Annotated in this window: 22 protein-coding genes; 20 read left to right on the top strand and 2 right to left on the bottom strand. The window is 59.0% G+C overall.

Annotated elements, in window-relative coordinates; all coding sequences use genetic code 11:
- The first annotated feature begins 7 nt into the window (after positions 1-7).
- The 15 genes from BK660_RS03595 to BK660_RS03525 all read left to right on the top strand — a co-directional run bounded on the left by BK660_RS03595 (position 8) and on the right by BK660_RS03525 (position 18,035).
- On the top strand, positions 8-1,282 hold the full coding sequence (locus tag BK660_RS03595) for a spinster family MFS transporter (RefSeq protein WP_221178635.1): 1,275 nt from the start codon (positions 8-10) through the stop codon (positions 1,280-1,282).
- Between the two features lie 3 nt (positions 1,283-1,285).
- Complete coding sequence (locus BK660_RS03590) at positions 1,286-2,293, top strand: YeiH family protein (protein WP_123432113.1); 1,008 nt, start codon at positions 1,286-1,288, stop codon at positions 2,291-2,293.
- A gap of 179 nt (positions 2,294-2,472) precedes the next feature.
- The gene (locus BK660_RS03585) at positions 2,473-4,299 is read left to right on the top strand and encodes a DUF1302 domain-containing protein (protein ID WP_123432112.1); all 1,827 of its coding nucleotides are present in this window, start codon (positions 2,473-2,475) and stop codon (positions 4,297-4,299) included.
- Between the two features lie 38 nt (positions 4,300-4,337).
- Complete coding sequence (locus BK660_RS03580; protein WP_123432111.1) at positions 4,338-5,696, top strand: DUF1329 domain-containing protein; 1,359 nt, start codon at positions 4,338-4,340, stop codon at positions 5,694-5,696.
- Positions 5,697-5,766: 70 nt separating this feature from the next.
- On the top strand, positions 5,767-6,828 hold the full coding sequence (locus BK660_RS03575; protein ID WP_123432110.1) for a WD40/YVTN/BNR-like repeat-containing protein: 1,062 nt from the start codon (positions 5,767-5,769) through the stop codon (positions 6,826-6,828).
- A 28-nt stretch (positions 6,829-6,856) separates the two neighbouring features.
- Entirely contained in the window at positions 6,857-9,403 is a 2,547-nt protein-coding gene (locus BK660_RS03570) for an efflux RND transporter permease subunit (protein ID WP_259698473.1), read from the top strand.
- 333 nt (positions 9,404-9,736) lie between these two features.
- Positions 9,737-10,096, top strand: a complete 360-nt coding sequence (locus BK660_RS03565; RefSeq protein ID WP_123432109.1) for a DUF6124 family protein — start codon at positions 9,737-9,739, stop codon at positions 10,094-10,096.
- Between the two features lie 313 nt (positions 10,097-10,409).
- Positions 10,410-11,186, top strand: a complete 777-nt coding sequence (locus BK660_RS03560; RefSeq protein WP_123432108.1) for a transporter substrate-binding domain-containing protein — start codon at positions 10,410-10,412, stop codon at positions 11,184-11,186.
- 64 nt (positions 11,187-11,250) lie between these two features.
- A complete protein-coding gene (locus BK660_RS03555) occupies positions 11,251-11,928 on the top strand; it encodes an amino acid ABC transporter permease (RefSeq protein WP_027923846.1) in 678 nt (225 codons plus the stop codon).
- On the top strand, positions 11,925-12,659 hold the full coding sequence (locus BK660_RS03550) for an amino acid ABC transporter ATP-binding protein (protein ID WP_123432107.1): 735 nt from the start codon (positions 11,925-11,927) through the stop codon (positions 12,657-12,659). Before BK660_RS03555 ends, BK660_RS03550 begins: the two co-directional genes overlap by 4 nt.
- 20 nt (positions 12,660-12,679) lie before the next feature.
- On the top strand, positions 12,680-13,915 hold the full coding sequence (locus tag BK660_RS03545) for a cysteine desulfurase-like protein (RefSeq protein ID WP_123432106.1): 1,236 nt from the start codon (positions 12,680-12,682) through the stop codon (positions 13,913-13,915).
- Positions 13,916-13,951: 36 nt separating this feature from the next.
- Positions 13,952-14,821 (top strand): MurR/RpiR family transcriptional regulator, encoded by an 870-nt coding sequence (locus BK660_RS03540; protein ID WP_123432105.1) that lies wholly within the window; start codon positions 13,952-13,954, stop codon positions 14,819-14,821.
- 54 nt (positions 14,822-14,875) lie between these two features.
- Complete coding sequence (locus BK660_RS03535; protein ID WP_123432104.1) at positions 14,876-15,772, top strand: allantoinase PuuE; 897 nt, start codon at positions 14,876-14,878, stop codon at positions 15,770-15,772.
- Positions 15,773-15,855: 83 nt separating this feature from the next.
- Complete coding sequence (gene hydA, locus BK660_RS03530; RefSeq protein ID WP_123432103.1) at positions 15,856-17,292, top strand: dihydropyrimidinase; 1,437 nt, start codon at positions 15,856-15,858, stop codon at positions 17,290-17,292.
- Positions 17,289-18,035, top strand: a complete 747-nt coding sequence (locus tag BK660_RS03525) for a 2-keto-4-pentenoate hydratase (RefSeq protein ID WP_123432102.1) — start codon at positions 17,289-17,291, stop codon at positions 18,033-18,035. The genes hydA and BK660_RS03525 overlap by 4 nt, the downstream gene beginning before the upstream one ends.
- 29 nt (positions 18,036-18,064) lie before the next feature.
- On the opposite strand, the gene BK660_RS03520 is transcribed toward BK660_RS03525, so the two are convergent.
- Positions 18,065-19,144, bottom strand: a complete 1,080-nt coding sequence (locus BK660_RS03520) for a LysR family transcriptional regulator (protein ID WP_259698472.1) — start codon at positions 19,142-19,144, stop codon at positions 18,065-18,067.
- A gap of 68 nt (positions 19,145-19,212) precedes the next feature.
- Between BK660_RS03520 and BK660_RS03515 the strand changes: the two genes are divergently transcribed.
- The 5 genes from BK660_RS03515 to BK660_RS03495 all read left to right on the top strand — a co-directional run bounded on the left by BK660_RS03515 (position 19,213) and on the right by BK660_RS03495 (position 23,508).
- A complete protein-coding gene (locus BK660_RS03515; protein WP_123432101.1) occupies positions 19,213-20,235 on the top strand; it encodes an asparaginase in 1,023 nt (340 codons plus the stop codon).
- A 50-nt stretch (positions 20,236-20,285) separates the two neighbouring features.
- Positions 20,286-21,050, top strand: coding sequence for an amino acid ABC transporter ATP-binding protein (locus BK660_RS03510; protein ID WP_311202901.1), 765 nt, complete (start codon positions 20,286-20,288; stop codon positions 21,048-21,050).
- Between the two features lie 77 nt (positions 21,051-21,127).
- On the top strand, positions 21,128-21,931 hold the full coding sequence (locus BK660_RS03505; protein WP_185044954.1) for a glutamate ABC transporter substrate-binding protein: 804 nt from the start codon (positions 21,128-21,130) through the stop codon (positions 21,929-21,931).
- A gap of 21 nt (positions 21,932-21,952) precedes the next feature.
- Positions 21,953-22,585 (top strand): amino acid ABC transporter permease, encoded by a 633-nt coding sequence (locus BK660_RS03500; protein ID WP_148057420.1) that lies wholly within the window; start codon positions 21,953-21,955, stop codon positions 22,583-22,585.
- On the top strand, positions 22,582-23,508 hold the full coding sequence (locus tag BK660_RS03495; RefSeq protein ID WP_123432097.1) for an amino acid ABC transporter permease: 927 nt from the start codon (positions 22,582-22,584) through the stop codon (positions 23,506-23,508). Before BK660_RS03500 ends, BK660_RS03495 begins: the two co-directional genes overlap by 4 nt.
- A gap of 131 nt (positions 23,509-23,639) precedes the next feature.
- On the opposite strand, the gene BK660_RS03490 is transcribed toward BK660_RS03495, so the two are convergent.
- On the bottom strand, positions 23,640-24,473 hold the full coding sequence (locus tag BK660_RS03490; RefSeq protein WP_404942934.1) for a DUF2950 domain-containing protein: 834 nt from the start codon (positions 24,471-24,473) through the stop codon (positions 23,640-23,642).
- Between the last annotated feature and the right edge of the window lie 10 nt (positions 24,474-24,483).

The following is a 24,483-nucleotide window of genomic DNA, read 5'->3' as shown; positions in this document are numbered from 1 at the left end:
ACAGACGATGTTCTGGAAAAAGAGTCCTTGCGCCGTTTTGGCAACGTTGATGGTGATTCACCTGCTGGCTCAGGTGGACCGAAATATTCTGCTGGGCTTCGCTCCGCAAATCACCAGCGAGCTGGCGATCAATAACGCGCAGTACGGTTTCCTCGTCGGCGCGGTCTGGGTGCTGAGCTATGGCGTGATGGCGGTATTCCTCGGGGCGCTGGCGGATCGTCACAGCCGGCCACGGGTGATCGGCGCAGGGATGCTCGTCTGGAGCGCCTGCACGGTGGCCTCCGGTTTTGTCCAGAACTTCGAACAGATGGTGGTCGCACGCTTTCTGGTGGCCACCGGTGAAGCGGCATTGGTGCCCGCCGCCACGGCGTTGCTGATGGAGCTGTTCTCCGAGAAGCGTCGGGGCACTGCGGTGGGATTGTTCTACCTCGGCATTCCGCTGGGTATTGGTTGCAGCTTTTTGTTGGCGGGTACGCTGGGCGCCGCTCATGGCTGGCGCACAACGTTCTATGTGCTGGGTATCTGCGGGGTTGTCATCGGTTTACCGTTGATGTTGATGAGCGACAAACGCAGCAGCGATGCGGTGCAGGAGCGTGGCGCACCGCTCAAGACTCAGTTGGCCGAGGTGTTCGGTGAGCTGCGCAGCAACCGTGTCGTGCGTTACACCGTTATCGGTTTTGTGCTGGCGCACCTGGTCTATCCGGGCATTTCGTTCGCGCAACTCTGGATTGTGCGGGAGAAAGGGCTGGACCCGGCTCATATCGCCATGACCATGGGCGTCATGCAGATTGTTTTCGGCTCGTTGGGCGCGTTGGCCGGTGGCATTTTGAGTGATCGCCTGGCGCCTCGGTTCAAGGGCGGCCATGCCAGTGTGCTGATGTTGCTGATGCTGGTGTGCGCGCCGTTCATGATTGCCTACCGCCTGGTACCCGGCGATTCACCGCTGTTCTACGTGGGGATGGCCGTCGGCATTTTCATGTTGATGTCGCTTTACGGTTCCGCGACCACGGCGATTCAGGGAGCCGTCCCGGTGCGCATGCGTTCGACGGTCATGGGTTGCTCGATGCTCTTGCTGAACCTTTTTTCGGTGGCGCTCGGCACGTTCTTTGTGGGCTGGATCAGCGACGCGTTGACCGTGGCCGGGGTTGCCTCGCCGCTGACCCATGTGTTGCTGGTCAGCGACATTCTGGCGTTGGTGTTGGGCGGGTTTTTCTTTTTCATGGCCGCGCGTATCAAGCGTGAAAGCACCTGTGCAGCACCCGCCATGGGTATCAAGGTTTAACGTATGTCCAGATCCGCCGTCATTCAGTTTCAGTCGGTTGTCAGTCAGTACCTGCCGGGTGTCCTGGCCAGCATCGTGGTCGCTATTGCGGCGCGGTTTCTGGCGGACCAGTACCACGCGCCAGTGATGCTGTTGGCGCTTTTGCTCGGCATGGCCATGAACTTTCTGGCGGCGGGGCCGAGCAAACCGGGTATCGATTTCAGCGCCCGTGAAGTGCTGCGTGTCGGGGTTGCCTTGCTGGGCCTGCGCATCTCCCTCGAGCAGATCGTGGCGCTCGGTTGGCACCCGGTGCTGATCGTGGTCGTGTCGGTGGTGGTCACCATTGTGGTGTCCATGCTGGCGGCGCGGGCCCTGGGCTTCAACGTGTTGTTCGGCCTGTTGTCCGGCGGCGCCACGGCGATTTGCGGGGCGTCCGCGGCACTGGCATTGGCCGCCGCGCTGCCTGCCCATCATGCCAAGGAGCGCGCGACGCTGTTCACGGTCATTGGCGTGTCCGCGTTGTCGACCCTGGCGATGATTCTGTATCCGGTGATTGCCCGGGCGCTCGGTCTGGACCCGCTGCAAGCCGGGGTGTTTCTCGGCGCCACGATCCACGACGTCGCCCAAGTGGTCGGCGCCGGGTACAGCATGTCGCATGACATCGGCGACACCGCCACAGTGGTGAAACTGATGCGCATCGCCATGCTGCTGCCGGTCATCGTTTGTGCGGTGTTGATTACCCGTGCCCAGGGCGGGCAAGGGACCGGTAAGAAACCGCCCTTGTTGCCGTGGTTTGCCGTGGCCTTTATTGCCTTGGCGACGATCACCAGTCTGGGTTGGCTGCCTTCTGCGGTGCAGGCCCTGGGCAATCAATTGTCGAGTTGGTGCCTGGTGATCGCCATCAGTGCGCTGGGGATGAAAATCCAGTTGAAGGAACTGGCCACGGTGGGGCTCAAGCCCATTGTGTTGATGGTCGGTGAAACCGTGTTCTTGCTGGGGCTGGTGTTGCTGTTGATACGACTCGGAAGTTGAGTCTGGTCGTTCATTACCGAGGGGTGTGCTGACGCCGGCGGTAGTGAATGGATCACTTTGAATGAATCGAACGCTCCCCTGATGGGGCTAAGAGTGGTGAGCACTGTCGCGCCCGAATCGGGTGGCCACATGTTTTTTCATAAACATAAAAACAACAACAAAAAAATCGGAGCCAATGTATGCGTATAAACAAAAAATCGGTGGTGAGTGTCTGGGAGCCAACTCTGCTGGCTTCGGCGTTGTTGGTCGCGGCGTGGCCAACGGCGCACGCCTTCGAATTCGACACCGGCAATGAAGACTGGACGGTGCGTTTCGACAACACGTTCAAGTTCAACTATGCCCAGCGGGTCGAAAGTCCCAACAGCAAGTTGGCGAACGCGTGGAACAACAACGACGGCAACCGTAACTTCTCCTCCGGAAGTGCGGTGGCCCAGCGTCTGGATGTGCTGTCCGAACTGGACGTGAGCTACAAAAAGAAGGCAGGTTTTCGCGTCAGTACCAACAGTTGGTACGACCATGCCTATGACAATGTCGGCAGTGACAACGCGGCCACCAACCAGATCAACAACGGGGTGCCGGATTCACGCCATATCAGCGGTTACGCCGATCGCTACTACAACGGGCCGTCGGCCGAGATCCTCGATGCCTTCGTCTTCGGCAGTACCGAAGTCGGCGAGGATTCGATCCTCAGCGGCAAGCTCGGCAAGCACACGCAATACTGGGGCGAAAGTGTCCTGGCCTTTGCCCACGGCAACAGCTACGGCCAGTCCGGCCTGGATATTTCCAAGGCCCTGGCGGTACCCGGCACCGAAGCCAAGGAACTGTTCATCCCGCGTAATCAACTGTCCGTGAACTTCACGGTCAACCCGGAGCTGACCCTCGGTGCACAATACTTCCTCGACTGGGACGCTTCGCGCCTGCCGGAGTCCGGTACCTATCTGGGCTTCAATGACGGCATCCAGAACGGCGGGCACAACCTGTCGCTGATCGGTGGCTTGAATCCGCGTTTTGGTACGCCTGGGCCGCTCGGTGCGAACCAGTTCCTGCGCTTGAGCAATGGCCATACCTTCACCCCGGACAAGCACGGAGACTTCGGTTTGATGGCCAAGTGGAGCCCGGAGTGGCTGGACGGCACGCTCGGTCTCTACTACCGCAAAACCTCCGACATTCTGCCCAACCTGGTGCTGCAGCCGACCGCTGTCGGTCCTGCCCAATTGATCTCCGGCAACATCGGCAGCTACAACCAGTTCTACGTCGATGACATCGACATCTATGGCATCAGCCTGTCGAAAAACGTCGGCGACGTCAGCGTCGGTTTCGACCTGAACTACCGCGAGAACATGCCCCTGGCCAGCGTACCAGGCACTGTCAGCCCGGCTGCGGCCGCCGCCAACGTGCCCGGCTTCATTGGCAGCTTCAACGGCGAGAACGGCGTGGCCCGCGGCAACACCGTGCACGCGGTGCTTAACGGCCTGGCCACGTTTGGCAAGACACCGGTCTGGGACAGCTCTTCATTGCTGGTTGAGCTCGGGTACAGCCGCTGGCTGGACGTGACCGAGAACAAGCAACTGTTCAAGGGCGAAGACTGGTACCACGGCACCGACAAGGTCACCAAGGACAACTACATCCTCGGCGTCAACTTCAACCCGACCTGGTACCAGGTGTTTCCCGGCATCGATATGTACCTGCCGATGACCTACAACGTCGGCCTCAACGGCAACTCTGCCGTGCAACTGGGCGGTAATGAAGACTCCGGTAGTTATTCGGTTGGGGTCGGCATGGACGTGCACAACCAATACCGCTTCGACCTGAAATACGTGGACAACTTCGGTCCATTCGACACCTGCAGTTCGCCAGGCAACGCTGGCAGTCAAGGAGACGGCGCGGCACCGGGTGCCAACGGCCAGTACAACTGCGTACCCGGCCAGACCACCGCGTTCGGCGGAACCCCGGCCCAACTCAAGGATCGCGGGATGGTCACGGCCACCTTCAAGACCACTTTCTGATTTGCGATTGCTTAAAACCCAATCAGGAGAACGACAAAATGAAATGCATGCACAATCTGTTGACCGCCTCGGTTGCGCTGGCTTTCGCCGGCCTGGTCCAGGCCGCCGTACCTGCCGCCGACGCCGCCAAACTGGGGAGCAGCCTGACCGCCGTCGGCGCTGATAAAGCCGGGAACGCCGATGGCTCCATTCCGGCCTATACCGGCGGGCTGACCACTGCCCCGGCGGGTTTTAAAACGGGTGACACCTTCCGCCCCGATCCCTATGCCAACGAAAAGCCGCTGCTGGTGATCGATGGCAAGAATGTCGCTCAGTACAAGGATCAACTGACCGCCGTCACCGTCGAACTGGCCAAGCGTTTCCCGAGTTTCCGTGTTGACGTTTACCCGACCCACCGCAGCGTGGCGCTGCCACAAGGTGTGCTGGATAACACCTTGAAAAACGCCACCGGCGCCAAGTCGCTGGAAGGTGGCAATGCCATCGAGAACGTGTTGCCTGGCGTGCCGTTCCCGATCCCGCAGTCGGGGGCTGAGGCCATGTGGAACCACCTGCTGCGTTATCAGGGCGTCGCCTATTCCACCAAATATGATTCCTGGAACGTCGACTCCTCCGGCACGCAGAGCCTGGCCACCAGCGGTGAGGTGGTCAACTCCTTTCCCATCTTCGAAGAGCCGAACAAGGTCATCGATGGCAAGGACACCTACTTTCAGACTCGCTTGTTTTACACCGGCCCGGCACGTCGTGCGGGCGAGGCGATCCTGCTCAAGGACTCGGCCAATCCGCTGGAGCAGGCGCGTCGTGCCTGGCAGTACTTGCCAGGGCAGCGTCGCGTGAAACTGGCACCGACATTGGCCTACGACACGCCCAATCCGGGCACCGCAGGGTCGGGCACCTATGATGACGTGTATGTCTTCAACGGTGCGCTGGATCGCTATGACTGGAAACTGGTCGGCAAGCAGGAAATGATCGTGCCGTACAACGCCTACGCGCTGAGCTACCTCAAGGATCCGAAAGCCCTGACCACCCCGAACCACCTGGCACCGCAATTCGTGCGCTGGGAGAAACATCGGGTGTGGGTGGTGGAGGGCACGCTCAAGGCCGGTGCCCGTCACGTCTACGCCAAGCGTCGCTTCTATCTGGATGAGGACAGCTGGGTGGCTCTGGCGTCTGACCAGTACGATGCCCGTGGCCAGTTGTACCGTGGTTCCTTCAGCTTCCTTTCGCAAAGCTACGATGCGACGACACCCAACACTACGCCGCACGTGATCTATGACCTGATTGGCGGGACCTACAACATCAATGGTTTGTCGGGCGCTTATGGCGGCATCAAATACATCGCGCCGCTCTCCAAGTCGCAGTGGTCGCCTGATGCGTTGGCCGGTAATGGCGTTCGCTAAGTAACGCACAACAAAAGTCTGGGCCGGCAGCGGTAGAGCGCCGGCTTCAGCTTTGGCAAGAGGACGCACCATGTGTTTATTCAAAACGCTTGCGCCGCTGATGCTGGTGGTATGGCAAACGCTTGCGCAAGCCTCAGGGTACGTTGATGTGCTGGACCTGCCCGCCAAGCCCAGTGCGTTGGCGGTGCGCAGCCCTTTGCTCGACGTTGCGAATGCCGGACAGCGTCTGGTCGCGGTCGGGCAGCGTGGCCACATTCTTTATTCCGACGATGCCGGCCAGCAATGGCAGCAGTCCAGCGTACCGGTCAGCAGCGACCTCAACGCTGTGTACTTTCCTTCCCCAGAACAAGGCTGGGCGGTGGGCAATGACGGCGTGATTCTGCACAGCAGCGACGCTGGCGTGACCTGGACAAAGCAATTGGACGGTCGTGAGATCGGCGCGTTGCTGATCAAACATTATGCGGCGCTGGCGAATGCCGAGCCGGCCAACGAACAATGGTCGCTGCGGGTTAGTGAAGGTCAGCGGCTGGTCGAGGAGGGTGCCGACAAACCCTTGCTTGACGTCTGGTTCGCCGACGACAAAGTCGGTTACGTGGTCGGTGTGTTCAACCTGATCTTGCGCACCGAAGACGGTGGCCAGAGCTGGACACCTTTTCAGGACCGCACCGACAACCCGCAGAACTTTCACTTGAACGCCATCACCTCGACCGGCGACGCGCTGTACATCGTCGGCGAGCAAGGCCTGGTGTTGAAATGGGACGACGCGCATCAGCGTTTTGCCGCCTTGAACACGCCGTATCAGGGCAGCTTCTTCGGCGTGCTCGGCAAGCCTGGCGAAGTCGTCGTCTTCGGCCTGCGCGGTAATGCCTTACGCAGCACCGACGGCGGATTGAGCTGGAAGCCGTTCGATACCGGCCTGCAAATCAGTGTCACCGCTGCCGCGATTGACGCCCAAGGTCACTATCGGCTGTTCACCCAGGCGGGGCACATGCTGGTTGATCAGTCCGACAACGCCCGGTTGCAACTGATGCCGCAACAGAACCCGTCACCGGTGGCCGGTGCTGCCCTGAGCGCCGATGGCGCGCTGGTGCTGGTCGGCAATCGTGGCGTGCGCACGCTGTCCCTTCAATAACAATAAGATCCAGAGCGAGTACCCAGACATGGCCACTACCAAGCAAGACAACATGCCGGTGATCCGCGATCTGCGCGACTTTGATCGGCGCTCCGGCAACCTGCTGGAGCGGCTGGTGTTCAACTACCGCCCGCTGTTCATCGTGCTCATGACCCTGGCGACTCTGGTGCTGGGCTACATGGCGGCCACCCGTCTGGAGCTGCGTCCCAGCTTCGAAAAAATGATTCCGCAGAGTCAGCCGTACATCCAGAATTTCCTCGAAAATCGCCAGTCGCTGCGTGGTCTGGGTAACTCGGTACGGGTGGTGGTGGAAAACACCCAGGGCGACATCTTCGACCCCGACTATTTGAATGTGCTCAAGAAGGTCAACGACGAACTGTTCCTCACTGAAGGCGTCGATCGCGCCTGGATGAAGTCTCTGTGGACACCCGCCGTGCGCTGGACCGAAGTCACCGAGGAAGGCTTCCAGGGTGGCCCGGTGATGCCCGACAGTTATCAGGGTTCACCTTCGGACATCGAACAACTGCGCCAGAATATCTCCCGCGCCGGGATCGTCGGCAGCCTGGTCGCCAGCGATTTCAAGTCCAGCATGCTGGTCGTGCCGCTGTTGGACAAAGCCTCGGCCACCGGTCAGAGCATTAATTACCATCAGTTTTCGCGGATGCTCGAAGAGCAGTTGCGCGACAAGATCGAATACGCCGGAGACAGTGCGGCGCGCAAATCCGGCGCTGAAGGTAAAGGTCACTACAAAGTCCGGGTGATCGGCTTCGCCAAACTGATGGGCGACCTGATCGACGGCCTGATTCAGGTGATGATGTTCTTCGGCCTGGCCGTGATCACTTCGCTGGTGATCATCTACGCCTACACCCGCTGCGTGCGCAGCACCTTGCTGGTGGTCGGCTGCTCGCTGATTGCGGTGGTCTGGCAACTGGGCATCGTCGCCTGGCTGGGTTACGCCATCGACCCGTACTCGGTGCTGGTGCCGTTCCTGATCTTCGCCATCGGCGTGTCCCACGCCGCGCAGAAGATGAACGGCATCATGCAGGACATCGCCCGCGGCACCCACAAACTGATTGCCGCACGCTATACCTTCCGCCGTCTGTTCATCGCCGGCGTCACCGCACTGTTGGCCGACGCCGTGGGTTTTGCGGTGTTGATGCTGATCGACATTCCAGTGATCCAGGACCTGGCAATCACCGCCAGCATCGGTGTCGCCGTGTTGATTTTCACCTCGCTGCTGCTGATGCCGGTGGCGCTGTCCTACGTCGGCGTCGGTGCAAAAGCCGCCGAGCGCGCCTTGAAAATCGATACGCGGGCCGCCGCGCATAAAGGGTTTGGCAAACTCTGGGACAAGCTGGATCGCTTCACCACAGCCAAGTGGGCCACTGGCGCCGTTGTGGTGGCAGCCTTGCTGGGCATCGGTGGTTTTGCGGTGAGCCAGCACCTGAAGATCGGCGACCTCGACAGCGGCGCCCCGGAACTGCGGGCGGACTCGCGCTACAACCGCGACAACACCTACATCACCCAGCATTACGCACTGTCCAGCGACCTGTTCGCGGTGATGATCAAGACCGCGCCGGAAGGTTGCCTGAACTACAAGACGTTGGTGCTGGCTGACCGGCTGGCTTGGGAGCTGCAACAGAATCCGGGGGTGCAGGCCACAGCCTCGCTGGTCAACGCGGTCCGGCAAATTACTGCCGGGACCTACGAGGGCAACCCCAAACTCAACAGCATCCAGCGCAACCAGGACGTGCTCAACTACGCCGCGCAGCAAGCCTCGGTCAACTCCCCGGAGCTGTTCAACACCGATTGCTCGCTGATGCCGGTGATTGCCTTCCTCAAGGATCACAAGGCCGAAACCCTCGACGCCGTGGTCGCCATCGCCGACCAGTTCGCCAAGGAAAACAGCACCGAGGATCGCCAGTTCCTGCTCGCTGCCGGTAGCGCCGGGATCGAAGCCGCGACCAACATCGTGGTGCGTGAGGCGAACCACACCATGCTGTTGTATGTGTACGCAGCGGTGACGCTGTTCTGCCTGATCACCTTCCGCAGCTGGCGCGCAACACTGGTGGCGCTGCTGCCGCTGGTGCTGACGTCGATCCTCTGTGAGGCCTTGATGGTGGCGATGGGGATCGGCGTGAAAGTCGCGACCCTGCCGGTGATCGCATTGGGCGTCGGCATTGGCGTCGACTACGCGTTGTACCTGCTCAGCGTCCAGCTGCAGTTCCAGCGCCAAGGGTTGTCGCTGTCCCAGGCTTACCGCAACGCGGTGTCGTTCACCGGCCGGGTCGTCGGCCTGGTCGGCATCACCCTCGCGGCGGGCGTGGTGTGCTGGGCGTGGTCGCCAATCAAGTTCCAGGCCGACATGGGCATCCTGCTGACCTTCATGTTCCTGTGGAACATGCTCGGCGCGCTGATCCTGATTCCTGCGCTGTCGCATTTTCTGCTGCGCACTCATCACGTATTGGGCAAGAAAGCAGGGGAGAGGGATCTTGAAGTGGGTTGCGGCCGAGCGCAGATCAACGGTGAACAAGCGGCCTCACTTAAACAAGAAAAATCGCCAGTGTTTAAGTGAAGCTTTCGGTTACCAGCAAGAGGCTACAACGCCTTGCGCCAACGCCTACGGGTAAGACAGAATCCGCCGGCTTGTGTGTCTTGGGGGCTCTCGGTAACTTGATTCCCGTCACTGCTCATCAGTGATCGGGTTTAGTCGCCCGAGATTGTTAGTAAGATGCATAGCGCGTCATTCAGTCAGGCATTTCAGTCCTGTGCTTAATGGTGGTTGTGCGCAGGGCGCCCTCGGGCGCGCCGGTTTTGCTAACTCCCCCGGTCGACTAACCTGCGCACAGCCGCCACCCCTTCGTTTAGTCGCGAAGTGGTTGAGGCTCCATTCAGGGAGTTTGCAACTATGTTCAAGGTAACACCCAATCCACCCGACACCGATCCAGTGTCCCCGTACGAACCCGATTCAAAAAAACTCAACGAGGCCGCCGAACGTGCCCTCAACTTCCACTTCCCGTCGAACGCCGATATCAAAGCCAAACCGCGAACCCGCAGTACCCTGTTTTCCGTGGACCCGAAAGCCACAGCCGAAACCCTGGCAGTATTTCTGGTCGAGACACTGGCCTCGCTCGACGTGATGGTCCATCACTTGGTGGATCATCTGGAGGGGGAGGCCCGCTACGCCCTGCTGGGTATTTCAAACAGCATCATGGTGGCGGAAATCACGGCGAACGGAGTGCTGGATAAAATCGAACCGTCTGTATAACCGCTGCCCTGTGGCGAGGGGGCTTGCCCCCGTTGGACTGCGCAGCAGGCCCATCTTTTTGGGGCCGCTTCGCGACCCAACGGGGGCAAGCCCCCTCGCCACAGAGACGCAGTCCTCGCCATCCGGCAAACGCGATCTTCCTGAAAACTCATATTTGCTCGTGATCTTTGGGTAAAGCGGAAACCGGCTATGGAGCAAAAAAATCATAGACAAATGGTATTGAAATAAATACTCCACTGGCTTAATCTCAATCCCACGTTGTACGAGATCAACCGCTGTTAGCACCTACAAAAACAATCAATCGGGAGCAAACATGAAAGCGAAAGTGATGTTGGGATTGTTCATGACGGCCGCAGTTTCACTGCCAGCCTGGGCCGCGGACTGGACCGTAGGTGCTAACGTTGGCAACGTACCCTGGGAGTTTCAGGATTCCAAAGGTGAGTTTGTCGGCTTCGAAGTCGATGTCGTAAAAGAGGTGGCCAAACGCGCCGGAAAAAGCGTCGAGTTCGTCAATATTCCCTTCAACGGCCTGTTCAGCGCCGTGCAATCCAAACGTGTCGATATCGCAATCTCCTCAATCACCATTACCCCCAAACGCCTGGAGTCGGTAGCCTTTGCGCAGCCTTACTTCGACAGCGACCAGTCGCTCACCGCACTGACCACTTCCAAGGTCAAGAGCCTGGCCGACATGAACGACAAGGTGGTGGGTGTCGATACCGGCTCGACGGGTGACATGTGGATTAACCAACACAAGGATGAGTACAAGTTTGCCGATGTCTCGCGTTATGAAGGACTATCGCCCGCCATGCTCGATCTGGCATCCGGACGAATCGATGGCTACGTCAGCGACATTCCGGCAGTGCTCTACTACATCAAGGACAAGCCGCAATACACCATCGTTGCTCGGATCCCTACCGGTGAGCGTTACTCGCTGATGCACGCCAAAGGCTGGGCGATGAGCGATCAGGTCAACGACATTATCAGCAAGATGAAAGAAGACGGTTCCTTGGGGAAAATCCATAAACAGTGGTTCGGCGCCGATGCCGATAAAGATTCGAGCACCATGAAAGTGACCGCTGTCCTCAAGTAAGCCCTGCCGATAATGCGTCAAAGTGGCGACACCCGTTCGCCACTTGTATTGACCGAGGTATCCCATGGATCTTTTGCAGACGTTTTTTAACTGGAACGTGCTCGTCGATTCACTTCCGCTGATGATGCGCGGTCTGGGCGTGACCATTCTGCTTGGGGTGGTGAGTATCGCCCTGGGCCTGGTGGGCGGGTTGTTGCTGGCATTGCTGCGGTTGTACTCCTACGCCCCCGTTCGAGCGCTTGCGCGTATCTACATCGATATCATGCGCTCCATTCCATTGCTGGTTTTGCTGGTACTCATCTATTACGCGCTGCCCTTTGTCGGCATCCGACTGTCTTCTTTTGCGGCCGCTGCCAGTGCGCTTTCGCTTGTTTCCTGCGCCTACAGCGCGGAGATTTTTCGTTCAGGCATCGAGGCCATTCCCCGTGGCCAGTTCGAAGCATCGGCTTCTCAGGGCATGAGCTTTTTCAACACCATGCGCGACGTTGTTTTGCCGCAAGCCATCCGCATCGTAATGCCGCCCATGACCAGCAACTGCATCAACGTCATGAAAGACACGGCGCTCGCCTCGGTGGTAGCGATGCCTGACTTGCTGAAGCAGGCGACCCAGGCACAGGCACTGGCTGCGAACCCGACACCGCTGGTTGGAGCCGCCTTGCTCTATCTGTTACTGCTGTTGCCGCTGGTGCAAATGGTCAGCTGGGTTGAACGTCGTAACGCCTCTGGAGGAAAAACTGCATGAGCACGTTGATCGACATCGAAAAGCTTGACAAGTACTACGGCAATTTCAAAGCGTTGAGCGACATCAACCTGCAGGTAGAAGAAGGTGAAGTGGTGGTCATTCTTGGCCCGTCCGGCTCGGGAAAATCGACCTTGATCCGTTGCATCAATCTGCTTGAAGACTACCAGCAAGGCCATATCCGCGTGGCCGGTGAGCGGGTTGAAAACGGTCCGCGACTGAGCGCAATACGCAGTGAAGTGGGCATGGTGTTTCAGAGCTTCAACCTCTATCCGCACCTCACTGTCCTCGACAATGTGTCGCTGGCGCCGATTCGTGTTCGCGGTCTGAGTCGGCGTGACGCGCATGCGCGGGCCAAGGAATTATTGATGAAGGTCGGCATGGGCGATCACGCGCACAAATACCCGAGCCAATTGTCTGGGGGCCAACAGCAGCGTGTTGCCATTGCCCGCACCATGGCGATGGAACCTCGCGCGATTCTGTTCGACGAACCGACTTCGGCGCTGGACCCGGAAATGGTTGGTGAGGTGCTCGATGTCATGCAAAACCTCGCTCGCTCCGGCGTCACGATGGTCGTGGTCACTCATGAAATGGGCTTTGCCCGTCGGGTCGCCGACCGGGTGATCTTCATGGAAAGTGGACGCATTGTTGAGCAGAACATCCCCGAACCGTTTTTTACCGCACCTCAGGAACCTCGCACACAAGCGTTCCTGCAGGCCATCTTGCATCATTGAATCCAGCTGGAGAAAGTAGAGTGAAATCTCTCGATATTGATTACGTTCGCAAGCAATTTCCAGGACTGGCCGATGGTTATGCCTACATGGATAACGCCGGTGGTTCGATGGTGCTGAGCGCCGTCGCTGAGCGGGTCGTTGATTACATGCTCAACAGCAGCGTGCAACTGGGCGCTTCCTACCAGCCTTCCGTCGACGCTGGGACGCGAGTGATGCAGGCACGGCACTCGGTGATGCAGTTGATCAATGCCGAGCATCCCGAAGAAGTGATCATGGGCGGCTCGACCACCCACTTGTTGCAAATACTGTGTCGCGCCATCGCCCCGTCAATCGTTCCAGGCGATGAAATCATCGTCACCAATTGCGATCACGAGGCGAATATCGGCCCTTGGGTCAAGCTGTGCGAAAGCCGCGGTGCGACCCTGCGCGTTTGGCAGGTCAACCAGGACAGTTGTGAGCTGGAGCTGGATGACCTGCAGGTCTTGCTCAATGACAAAACCCGTTATGTGGCCATGACCCACACCTCGAATATTCTCGGCTCGATCAATCCAGTCGCCGAGGTTGCGCGCCGCGTGCATGCGGTGGGCGCCAAGCTGTGCGTGGACGCTGTTGCTTATGCGCCACACCGGCTGGTTGATGTGCAGGCCAGCGGTGCCGATTTCTACGTCTACAGCTTCTACAAAACCTTTGGTCCACACTTTGCTGTGCTCTGGGGGCGTCGTTACCTGTTGCTGGAGTTGCCGAGCCTTAACCATTTTTTTATCGGCCAGGATGTGGTGCCTTACAAATTGCAGCCGGGCAACGTCAACTATGAGTTGTCCTTCGGTTGCATTGGCATTACCGACTACCTGCTCGACATCAGCACCCGGCTTGACGCGCAAGGCAGCGAACGCCAGTGCATGCAGGCTGCGTTCGATGCCTTCGAGGTGCAGGAGGATTTGCTCGCTGAGCGTCTGCTGGCATTTTTGCGTCAGCGCGAGGGCGTTCGGATCATTGGCAAAAGGGATACCCGCAATCGAGTGCCAACGATCAGTTTCGTGGTTGAAGGCGTGCAGTCCGAGGAGGTTGTGCGCAGGGTCGATGAGCACCGGATCGGCATTCGCTTTGGTGACTTCTATGCGCGGCGTCTTATCGAAGCCCTTGGGCTTGACCAGTTTGGCGGGGTAGTGCGGGTGTCGTTGGCGCATTACAACACACTGGAAGAAGTCGACCGCCTCATCACTGCACTGGATCAAGCAATCAATGCGTTGCGTTGACCGGCGTACACACTTCTAATTTTATGAGCCTTCACTATGGCCTTACCTGAAACCCTTGCAGAGCTGCGTGACTGTATCGCGGCCCAGCACGAACATCTGACAGGTCGCCTGCGCGATGCTGCCCGATTCCTGATCGACAACCCGCATGAGATCGCACTCAATACGGTGGCCGAGCTGGGTAAGCGCTCAAGCATTGCGCCTTCAGCCTATATTCGGCTGGCTCAGGCCCTTGGCTTTGCAGGTTTCAAGGATTTGCAGCGCCTGTTTCGCGCCCCGTTGCAGCAGGCTGCCGACACCCAAAGCGAGCGCATTCGGCACTACGGCGGTGAGACATTGCTGGAGGACCCTAGCGACGTCGGCGGGATTCTGCGTGAGTTCAGCCAGGCCAATATCGTTTCTCTGGAACATCTGGCCGAAGGCGGCGAACAGGCCAATATCGAAGCCGCCATCGCCCATCTGCAAGTCGCGCGCACTACTTTCGTAATCGGCATGCGCCGTGCCTTTCCGGTGGCGGCGTATCTGAGCTACGCGTTGAGTCGTGTGGGCCGGCGAACCGTGCACATCAGCGGTGCGGGCGGCACGTTACCGGAGCAGGTCAGCGCCATTGCCGATGATGATTTGTTGATTGCCGTCAGTTTCCCGCCGTACGCCAAAGACACCGTCGAGGCGTGTCGTCAGGCGACCGACGCAGGCGTGACGCTGGTGGCGATCACCGACAGCGTACTAAGCCCTATCGGGCAGATGGCCGATACGGTTATAGAGGTCAACGACGCCGAATTACTGGGCTTTCGCTCCCTCACGGCTTCGTTCTGTATTGCGCAAACCCTGGCCATGGGGCTGGCCTTCAGCGATTGGCAATCGGACAGCACCTTTAGCCATGACCGGCTGAAAGATATCGACTGCTAAGTCGCAACTTTCGCCACGTACTTATAAAACCCGTCACTTCAGGAGAATATCCCGATGGTTTCACCTGCACGCGATTTAGTGGGTTACGCAAGACAACGCCCGCAAGGCACTTGGCCGAATGGCGCACGTTTGGCCATCAGCCTGGTGATCAATTACGAAGAAGGCTCCGAACGCTCGCTCGCCATGGGCGACCCGGACCAGGAATCCATGACCGAGTGGGGCAGCTATTCAATACCCGACGGCACACGCAATCTGGCGATGGAATCGATGTATGAGTACGGTTCTCGCGTCGGAATCTGGCGAATCCTGGATATTCTCGACCAGCAATCGGTTCGTGCGACTTTTCATGCTTGCGCGGTAGCCTTTGAGCAGAACCCTGATGTCGCTCACGCTGCAGTTGCCGGTGGTCATGAAATTTGCAGTCACGGGTATCGCTGGGAGGAAGTTTTTCGCCTGACTGAAGAGCAGGAGCGAGAACACATGCGTTTGGCCATCGAGTCATTCGAACGCACCTGCGGCAAGCGTCCCGTTGGCTGGTATTGCCGGTATGGCGCCAGCGTCAATACCCGTCGACTGGTCGCTGAGGAGGGCGGTTTTCTCTACGATTCCGATGCCTACAACGACGATGTTCCCTACTTTGTCGAGGTCGAGGGCAAGCGCCATCTCGTGGTGCCTTACACCGCCGACGTGAACGATTTCCGCTACTGGAACTCGCCGGGGCTTTCCCAGGCATCGGACTTTTTCGAGTACATGAAAGAAAGCTTTGAGGTCCTTTACGAAGAGTCGGCCGAAGGCCCTCGCATGATGTCGGTCGGGCTGCACCCACGCATGGTGGGCCGTCCCGGCCGAGTAAGGGCGATCAAGCAATTCATCGAGTATGCCAAGCAACACGGCGGAGTCTGGTTTGCTACGCGCGAAGAAATCGCCCGTGCCTGGCTTGAACGAACTTGATGGCGTGGTAATTACGCCGGATCAGAAAATTGATGCGTTATTCCCCCACGGCTGGGACCGGTGACTTCTGGAAGAGGCCTGATATGCAACCTTTTGATACGGTGATTCGCAACGCCCGCGTGGTAACCGCCGCGGACACGTTCACCAGCGATATCGGTATTCGTGATGGGCGCATCGTCTCCCTTGGCCTGGACCTGCCGCAAGGTCACCAGGAAATCGACGCGGCAGGCCGGCATGTCACCCCCGGTGGCATCGACAGCCACGTGCACCTCGACCAGCCGACTGGCGACGGCTCGGTGATGGCTGATGACTTCTTCAGCGGCACGGTCTCGGCGGCCTGCGGCGGCACCACCACCGTCATTCCGTTCGCCTGCCAGCAGAAGGGCGAAAGCCTGCGCTCTGCCGTCGATGACTACCATCGTCGGGCGGGTAACAAGCCGGTGATCGATTATGCCTTCCACCTGATCGTCACCGACCCCACCCCGCAGGTGCTGCGTGAAGAACTGCCGGCCTTGATTGCTGAAGGCTACACATCGTTCAAGATCTACATGACCTACGATGCGCTGAAGCTGGGCGACCGGGAGATTCTCGAGACGTTGTCGGTCGCGCGCCGTGAGGGCGCCATGGTGATGCTCCACGCCGAAAACAGCGATTGCATCGCCTGGCTGACCGAGCGATTGCTGGCGGCCGGGCTGACTGCGCCGCGCTACCACAGCGCGTCGCGGCCGATGCTGGTGGAGCGCGAAGCGACCCATCGTGCCATCGCCCTTGCCGAGCTGGTGGACGTGCCGATCCTGATCGTGCACGTGTCGGGTCGTGAGGCCGTGGAGCAGATTCGCTGGGCCCAGAGCCAGGGGTTGAAGGTGTACGCCGAAACCTGCCCGCAGTACCTGTTCCTGACCGCCGACTCGCTGGGGTGTGACGACAGCTTCGAAGGTGCCAAGTGCATCTGCAGCCCGCCGCCGCGCGATGCCGCAAACCAGCAGGTGATCTGGGATGGCCTGGAGAACGGCTCGTTCGAGATTTTCTCGTCAGACCACGCACCCTTTCGCTTCGATGGCCTGGATGGCAAAAAGGCCCACGGTGAAGAGGTGTCGTTCGACCAGATCGCCAACGGCATTCCCGGTGTCGAAACGCGCATGGCACTGCTCTGGTCCGAAGGCGTGCGCAGTGGGCGCATCACCCCGCAAAGCTTTGTTGCGCTGACTTCAACTAATGCCGCCAAGATGTATGGGCTGTATCCGCGCAAGGGCAGCATCGCTATTGGTGCTGATGCCGACCTGGTGATCTGGAACGAAGGTGAGTCGGTGCACCTGTGCAACGAAATGCTGCACCACAACGTCGACTACACGCCTTACGCCGGCATGACGTTGAGCGCCTGGCCGGCCATGACCCTGTCTCGCGGTGAGGTGGTCTGGGACGGCGCGCCGCGCGGTGAGGCGGGTCGCGGCCGGTTTCTGCCGTGCGAGCGTCCGGCGCCCGCGCAACTGCGCCGACGCAAGACCGAGTTGCCATTGTGAATGCTGTCGCACAGGTCGCCGCCACCCTGATTCGTGGTTGGCGCGAGGGGCGCCAACAACCGTTGCCAACCCTGGAACTGGCTAGCGAAGCCGAAGCCTATGCCGTGCAGCATCAGGTAGCGGATGCCCTCGGCTGGTTCGCCTCCGGGCCGCCAGCGGCCTGGAAACTGGGCGGCGCTCCGGGAGGGTTGATCAGCGCCGCCGGGGTGCCGGCAAGGGCGGTACACCCGTCGGGTTGGCAGGTTCCGCCGGGCGATGCCTTCGGTTTCGGGATTGAGGGAGAACTGATCGTGCGCCTGTCGCGCGACCTCGACCAGCACACTGATCTGGCCATGGCCTATGCGGCGGTCGATGTGTGGATGCCGGGCATCGAACTGTGTGGCACCCGCTGGCTGCAGGGCGATCAGGCCGCGCCACTGCTTCGGCTGGCCGACCAGCAACTCAACCGCGCGCTGGTACTCGGTGCACCGCAAACGCTGAGGGAAATGCCGGATTGGTCAAGACAACAGGTGACTTTGCGGGTGGCCGGGGAGCCTCAGTTCGTCGGCGTTGGCAGCCATCCATTTGGTGAGCCGCTGAGTTCGCTGCCGTGGCTGGCGCGTCACGCTGCAGCACTGGGCAGCCCCTTGCGAGCCGGTGACCTGGTGGCTAGTGGTAGCTGGACCGGTATCTACTGGGCGTCGGCAGGGGTGCAAGTGGAAGTTGAGTTTGCCGGGCTAGGGCGGGTTGCCTTGTCGACTTGATGCGTTTCAAAGGCTTGCTGATTTTCAGTTTACGGAGCCGGCCGGCGCATTGCTAAAAGCTCAGGAGGTAGTTCACCTATGCCCTTGAGTCGGTCTTCAAGAAAATCACGGAGCACCCTGACTTTCGTCGAGTAACGTCGATTGGGAAGGTAAGCCATATAAATTTGATTCCCGGTCAGTGAGTTAACAAACCGATATTCAGGCAGCACGATTTGCAATTCACCGCTCAAGAGCAGGTCACGCACCAGCCAAATTTCAAATTCTGCAATGCCCAGGCCGCCACAGACGGCTTCAAGCAGCAGCTCCGAGTTGTCCGATTGCAGATTGCCCTTGGGGAAAATCGAGTGCTCTACGTCATCCTTTGTGAAGTACCAGTGGGGATCGCTGTCGGGGTGCAGATAGATCAGGCAGTTGTGTGCGCTGAGTTCGGCGGGAGTGGCTGGAGACCCGTTGCGCGCCAGATAGTCAGGTGTGGCGCACAGCAATGAATCGTTGCGGCAGATCGGATAGGCAACCAGGTTTTCCAGATGATTTTCACCCTCGTGAATATCGAGATCAAAGCCGCCTACGATCATGTCGTTGTGGTTGTCGGTCAGCCGCAGATCCATTTGGATACCCGGATACATCTGCAGGAAGGGTGCAATCAGCGGTGCGAGGAACCGTCTGCCGAACGCCACCGGCGAAACGAGTTTCAAGGGGCCGCTGGGCGCAAGGTTGAGATCGCTGACGACACGCAGGGTGTCGTCCAGATCTGCGATCATCGACAACGCCCGCGCGTGATATATCTGGCCTGCTTCCGTCAGGGCAACGATGTGCGTGGTGCGATGCAGCAGGGTCGTGCCCAGCGATTTTTCCAGCGTCGAAATCATGCGGGTCAGGGTTGAAGGGGATACGTGCATCTCCCGGGCCGCTGCGGAAAAGGTGCCCAATTCGACCACTTTGACCAGTGCTCTCATGACCCCCAGGTGATCGATACGTGCTGTTTCAGACGTCATGTTGGAAGTGGATGCCTTTGCGCTATGTGCAAAACCGAATTCTGTTTTGCGATATTCCATCGGTATTTGACTGAATATAGACTCATTTTCGATCGAAGTGCGCACGTCGTTCATCCAACCGACCACGTATTCGCCGACAGGACGCAGATCCTTGTGGCGAGCTTTGGAGTATCGAGATCATCATGGATTTTCCCGCACACGTTCCATTGGCCATTGCTACCCGAAACGACCATGTGGAGCGCATCCACTGGGGATCGGTGGCTGTCGTTGATAACGAAGGATGTTTGCTGGCCTATGCCGGCGATCCCGGTAGCATGATGTTTTCCCGCTCCACGCTGAAGCCGTTCCAGGCCATTCCGTTCGTCCGGGATGGCGGTGTCGAGCACTTCGGCTTCTCCGATGAGCAAGTGGCCATAATGTGCGCGAGCCACTCGGGCGAAACCCCACACGTGAATGCCGTGAGTGGCATTCTCTCGAAAATCCAGCGGGCCTCTAGCGACCTGGGATGTGGTTGCCATCTGCCCGATTTCTACACAGCGGACAATCTGCCGCCCCAGGGTTTTCGCTACGATCAGCGCCACCACAACTGTTCCGGCAAGCACAGCGGTTTCCTCGCCTATTGCTGCCTGCATGGCTTGCCCACCGAAACCTATCTGTCCCCTGAACATGCCTTGCAGCGGGACATCCAGCGGCAGGTCGCGACGTTGACAGGTGTTGCCGAAAATCAGCTCTGGACCGGAATCGACGGCTGCAACGCGCCAAACCTGGGCATGCCGTTGTCGCGCCTGGCCCTGTTGTGGGCGCGGTTGGCCAGTGCTGATGGGGGTGGCGACGCCAGCCTCGATCCAGTATTGCGGCGGCTATTCGACGCCATGCGCAGCCATCCGGAAATGGTCTCGGGGACCGGTCGCGCCGACCTGGGCATTACGCTGTCTTCGAATGGCGACTGGGTCGCGAAAACCGGTGCCGATGGCGTGCAGACGGTCGGCATCCGCAGCCGTGGTTTGGGCGTGGCGGTCAAGATCAGTGACGGCGATTTCCCCAGCGTATTTGCGGTGACCATTGCTGTGCTCAAGCAACTGGGTGTGCTGGATCAGGACGGCGAAATTCCGCTGCTGGCACCGTGGGCCGATCCGGTGTTGAGAAGTTACAACGGTTCGCGGGCCGGTCAATTGAAAGCCACGGTGCAATTGAAGTTCGTCTAGTCGGGGTGCCTGCCGGGCACGTGTCAGATCTATAAGGCAGACCAGAAACCATGCAATCGGCTCAATCGCTAACTCAACAAATGCCTGCCATTTCACTGCGCGCCGTGAACAAGTTTTTCGGCAGTCAGCAAGTGCTGTTTGATGTTGATCTGGAGGTCCAGCCTGGTGAGGTGGTGGTGATCATCGGCCCCTCCGGCTCTGGCAAATCGACCCTGTGCCGTTGCATCAATCGCCTGGAAACCGTCACCAATGGCGATATCTTCCTGCACGGCGAGCGCCTGCCGGAAGAGGGCGGGGCTCTGGCCAAGATGCGCGCGAAGGTCGGAATGGTCTTCCAGAGTTTCAACCTGTTTTCTCATCGCACCGCGTTGCAGAACGTTGCAATGGGCCCACGAAAAGTCCTCGGCATGCGCGGCGCGGATGCAGACGCATGGGCCTTGCAACTGCTTGACCAGGTCGGTCTGGCACACAAGGCGACGTCTTATCCCGCTGAGCTGTCGGGCGGCCAGCAACAGCGTGTGGCGCTGGCCCGGTCACTGGCGATGAAGCCCAGCGTGATGCTGTTCGACGAACCTACCTCGGCGCTTGATCCGGAAATGGTCAACGAGGTGCTCAAGGTCATGGTCGATCTGGCCCGCACCGGGATGACGATGGTGGTCGTCACCCATGAAATGGGCTTTGCACGCTCCGCCGCCGATCGCATCATTTTCATGGATGCCGGTCGGATCGTCGAAAGCGCGCCGCCCGAGATATTTTTCAGCGCCCCTCGCTCGGAGCGCGCCCGCGAGTTCCTGTCCAAGGTCCTTGCACACTGATTCACTCAAAAACATCACAAGAACAAGAGATAACTACCATGCGCTTAAATCGAATCGCTTCCCTCGGCGTCTCCCTCATGGCTACCTGCATTTTCGCCTCGTTCGCATCGGCCTCTACCGTTGAGCAGTTCCCGGCCGATTCGACCATGGCCAAGGTCCAGAAGCGCGGCAAGCTGGTCGTTGGCAGCTCGCTCAATACCCTGATGTTTTCGTCTCGCAACCCCATGACCGGGGAGGTTGAAGGTTTCGAGGCTGACCTGACCCGAATGCTGGCGAAGAAGCTCACCGGCTCCGAAGACAACATCGAATGGGTCAGCACCACACCGGAGAACCGCATTCCGCTGGTCGAAAACAAACGTGTGGACATGGTCATCGCAACCATGACCGTGACCGATGAGCGCAAAAAAGTCATCGGCTTCGCGGGTCCGTACTATCTCGCTGGCCAGGATTCCCTGGTCCGCGCGGATGACGATTCGATCAAAAAGACTGCCGACCTGGATGGCAAGACGGTCTGCGTTCTGAGTGGCACCACGGTAGAACGCAACCTCAAGCCATTGGCGCCTACGGCCAAGATCGTGACGTTCAGCGATGCCTCGGCTTGCGTCGAGGGGCTGATCGACAAGCGTTTCGACGCCTATGTCGACGACGGTGCGACGCTGGTCGGCGAGTCCATGCGTCAACCCGGAAAATTGCGAGTGGTCGGGACGCCGTTCACCGAAGAGCCTTACGGCATTGCAGTCATCAAGGAGGATACGGTGTGGCGTGACTGGCTCAACAGCCAGTTGAGCGCCACCATCGAAAATGGCCAGTGGAAGGAAATGTACGGTAAGGATCTGCAAGAGGGTCTAGGTGCGCCACAGGTACCAGTGATCGAACAGTAAAGATAGGCAGAGGTGAGCCTGATGTCTTATATCGAACGCTTCCTGGGGGGCATTGCGGTCAGCGTGCAGCTGACCCTGCTGTCCTTTGCCATTGCGATCGTTCTCGGACTGCTTCTGGCAATCATGAGGGTGAGCCCATGGCCACCCTTTCGCTGGTTTGCCAGCAGTTACGTAGAGCTCATGAGGATGATGCCGCTTCTGGCGTTGTTGCTGCTGTTCACTTTCGGCCTGCCGAAGCTGGGCTTCATGTACTCGCTGTTCACCTCTACGGTTCTGGTGCTGGGGCTGTACAGCGCGGCCTGGATCTGCGAAGTGGTGCGGTCGGGCATCAACACCGTGCCCATCGGGCAGATTGAAGCGGCCCGAAGTATCGGCATGCGATTCGACCAGATACTGGGCGAAGTGGTCTTGCCACAAGCGGTGCAGTCGGTGATCGCCCCGCTGGGCAATCTTTTCATCATTCAGATCAAGGCGTCCGCCATCGGCGCCGCGATCGGTGTGGCAGATATCACCTACACCGCGCAAAAAATCAACTTCGACACCGCCCTGGCAGTGCCGACGTTTCTCGGAGCAATGGCGGCCTATTTTCTGTTGACCCTTCCCTCGGGCCTGTTTTTCCGCTTCCTTGAGCAAAAAATGGCGGTGCTGCGATGAACGCAGATAACCTGCTTTACGAACCGCCGGGTCCGATTGCCAGACGGCGTAACCGGATCATTTCGGTGATTGGCGTGGTCCTGTTGTTCTGCTTTATTTGTGCGATCGGGCATCGCCTGGAGGCGAGTGGTCAGTTCGATGCCCATCGTTGGAAAATCTTCCTGCATCCGGGCACCTTGAAGTTCTTGTTTGACGGTCTGATGGCCACCTTGCTGGCTGCATTGATCAGCACGGTGTTGGCCTTCAGCCTTGCCGTACCTCTAGCGCTGGCGCGGTTGTCGAACAGGCTATGGGTGCGCACGCTGGCGGCAGGCTACATTGGCTGCTTCCGTGCGGTACCGTTGCTGTTGCTGATTCTGTTTACCGTCATCCTGCTGCCTTCGCTCGGACTGCACTGGTCGGCTCTGGGCTACCTGATTTTAGGCATGGTGCTGCATCACAGCGCGATGACGGCGGAGGTGGTACGTGCGGGTATTCTTTCATTGGGGCGCGGGCAGAAGGAGGCCGCGCTTTCCATAGGCATGCGCGATCATCAAGCGATGATATGGGTGGTATTGCCACAGGCGCTAAAGCTGATGTTGCCAGCTCTGGTCAGTTCCGTTCTGGCGATCGTCCAGGATACGTCTCTGGGGTACATCATTCCGTACGAAGAATTGTTGCGTCGTTCACAGCAGATATCGAGCTTCGCGCCTCAGTCGCTGCTGCAATCGGCGTTTATCGTCACGGTGATGTACGGGTTTGTCAGTGCGTTGCTGTTGGCACTGCGTCGCTGGATTGAACGTCGGCAGTCTTATGAGTCACGCGGTCAGCGAACGAAGACGGCAATCACGGAAGGCAACTTTGGCGAACCGTTTGAAGCAGCGCCCGGTATGCAGTCGGGATTGCGGTCTGCGACCGATCGACTGTCGGGGCGGGATCAATAGCAGGTTTTTCAAAGCAGCAGACGCATCGCCGGGGAGAGAAAAAGAGAAAAAAGGGGACGGATATATTTTCCAGAAGGTGAAGGGAAAATAAATCCGCCCCGTTTCAAAGTCTGATTTTGAACCAACATCACCTACTCCTGATCCGCATCCACCACCGTCCAGCTGTCATCCGGATCAAAAAGCTTCATCGCCTTTGCCACTTTTTCACTGTCCGGCCCCAAATCCTTCTCGAACACCTGACCTTCATGACTGATCATGAAACTCATCACGCCGGTGTCATCGTATTTCTCTGGCCAGGCGATCAGTGCAAAGCCCCGGCTCATCTTGTCGCCGATGAGGTAGCTGTAGGCGCCACCCGGGGCCGAAGGACCCTGGCCATCCAGGATGCGGAAGTGGTAACCATGCCAGGCTTCGCCGGCAATGGTTTTGCCGAACTCGGGGCCCAGCGGGCTGATTTGTCCGGTGTCGTCGTCCGCCCAATACAGACCGTCATGGGTGCCGGGGGTGCTGTAGATATTCTGCGCATACTCAAGCGCGCCGTCACCGTCGCGATCCACTGAGGCGTAGTCCATCTGGGCGTCGTGATAGGCCAGCGCCGCTTGTACCGTGGCCAGTTCGTTGCGGCCGATTTGACGTGCACGGACTTCGGCACTGCCGGCCTTGACGTCGAAGCGCCAGCCGTTGGTGCTTTTCACGATAGGGATTGGCAGCGTCCAGTGATTAGGACCGACCGACAGAATCGCTGTGCGGTCGTTGGTTTTTTCAATTTTATTTTGCTCGTGGTACTGCTTCAGAAACGCATCCACATCTTTGCGTTCTGCGCCTTCACGCGGGATGAAACTGCGCCATTCCTTACCCAGCAACTCGGTCAGGCGCTCGTGATCGGCGTGGGTCGTGCCCAGTGCATCGACGAACGCTTGAGCGGCTTTTTCCGGGGTTGGAAATTCCTGCTGTGCCATCGCCATGCACGACCAT

Source organism: Pseudomonas brassicacearum (assembly GCF_003732265.1).
In the GTDB taxonomy this organism is placed as follows: domain Bacteria; phylum Pseudomonadota; class Gammaproteobacteria; order Pseudomonadales; family Pseudomonadaceae; genus Aquipseudomonas; species Aquipseudomonas brassicacearum_D.
The sequence above is the reverse complement of the archived record's forward strand: the minus strand, read 5'-3'. Positions and strand labels throughout refer to the sequence as shown.